Raw genomic sequence first — 1,856 nt, forward strand, 5'->3', positions numbered from 1 at the left:
GCACCAAGGAAAAACAAAGTAGGTCGGCGTAAATAATTATTGTTGGGCTAAGGCAGGGGGCAGGGAGAGAAAGAGTTTGAGCCGAATGGCACGCTCGAAGACGTGAAACAAGCGTCAGGGCAGGGTGTGGCGCAACGGGTGTCGGGTGTAGGGAAAAAATCAAGAAAATTAAAAACAAGTGCGAACATTAATAAACTTCTTCGCCACTACACCCCACACCCTACACCCCACACCCCGCACCCTACACCCTTTTGAGAGAAAAAAATATAAAAATCAGGGCGTTGCTGATTAGAACTTAGGAGAGACAATTGACTGATATCGTAGTTGGCTTAGACTTGGGTACAGGAGGAGTAAGAGCGATCGCAGTTGACCTGCAAGGGCAAATTATCGCTCAGACAACCAGAAGCTATCCTCTGTTAACTCCACAACTCGGTTGGACAGAACAGAACTCAGCAGATTGGGTGGAAGCAAGTTTGGATGCTCTGTCTGATGTGACTCAACAGTTAGACGGATACACAGCGATAGCCCTCGGTTTGTCAGGACAAATGCATGGTATGGTTGCTCTCGATGCGGAAGGGAAAGCAATCAGACCAGCAATTTTGTGGAATGACCAGCGCACGGGTAAAGCTGTTGCTCTGATTGAAGCCACTATTCCCCGTCAGGAATTAATCCAGCGTACTGGAAATCCGGCAATTACAGGGTTTCAACTGCCGAAGCTCCTATGGTTGCGGACTGAAGAACCACAAGCTTATACTCGGCTGTGGCGAATTCTTTTACCAAAAGATTATCTGGGATATGTGCTAACTGGTTCGCTAGTTACAGAACCATCTGATGCGTCTGGTGTCGGGTGTCTGAACTTAGCAAATCGGCAATGGGATACAGATATTCTCCATACTCTTGATATTAACCCCGCGTTCTTCCCCTCGGTAATCGAATCTACCGCGATCGCCGGACGGTTGAAAGCAGAAATAGCCACCCGTGTGGGATTACTATCTGGATTACCTGTGGTCGCAGGCGGAGGTGACAATGCCGCGGCCGCAATTGGTTTAGGCATTTCATCAAGCAACCTCAACCAAGGTAGTTTAAGTATCGGCACATCAGGAGTTATCTTTGCACCGTGCGATCGCCCAATTCCCGATCCAGAGGGTCGAGTGCATTTGTTCTGTCATGTGGATGGTGGCTATCATTTTTTGGGAGTGACGCTGGCGGCAGGTGGATCTGTGCGTTGGTATCGAGATACATTTGCACCGCATATATCCTACACCGAGTTGATGGATATAGCAGAGCGATCGCTACCTGGGGCGCGTGGTGTTCTATTTCTACCCCATTTGTCAGGAGAGCGCAGTCCCCACCTCGATCCAGATACTCGCGGTGCTTTCGTGAATTTGTCGTTAGCTCATACGCAAGCAGATATAACTCGTGCTGTTCTAGAGGGGGTTGCATTTAGCTTGCGCGAGGTATTGGAGGTAATTAGTGCGATTGCTCCTGTCGAGCGACTCTTGGCAACCGGTGGAGGCGCACGCTCTAATATCTGGTTACGAATTTTAGCAGATGTTTTGCAAACAAAACTGATTGCCCCCAAAGCCGAAGAAGGAGCAGCTTACGGAGCGGCTATTTTGGCAATGGTAGGAGTTGGTGCTTACCCCAACTTAGAAGCTGCATTTAAGATACTGCCACAGGATAGTAATATAGTACAGTCGCAGCCAAATCCTTTGTATGAAGCAGGATTTGAACGATACAAGCTACTTTACGATACCTTAAAGCCTGTTCGTCAGTCGATATCTTAGCCAAAAACCTGACTTTTCACGGCATCTTTGGCTAGGGGCTGGGTGTAGGGTGTGGGGTGTGGGGTGTCT

1 protein-coding gene is annotated in these 1,856 nt (G+C 48.7%); it reads left to right on the top strand.

All coding sequences use genetic code 11. The annotated features are described in order from the left end of the window. Window positions 1-308: 308 nt before the first annotated feature. Window positions 309-1,787: a xylulokinase gene (xylB, locus tag I8752_RS22025; RefSeq protein ID WP_214434411.1), complete on the top strand. Its 1,479-nt coding sequence runs from the start codon at window positions 309-311 to the stop codon at window positions 1,785-1,787. Window positions 1,788-1,856: the final 69 nt, after the last annotated feature.

The sequence above is a fragment of the Dendronalium phyllosphericum CENA369 genome (assembly GCF_016056275.1).
GTDB classification, from domain to species: Bacteria; Cyanobacteriota; Cyanobacteriia; order Cyanobacteriales; family Nostocaceae; genus Dendronalium; species Dendronalium phyllosphericum.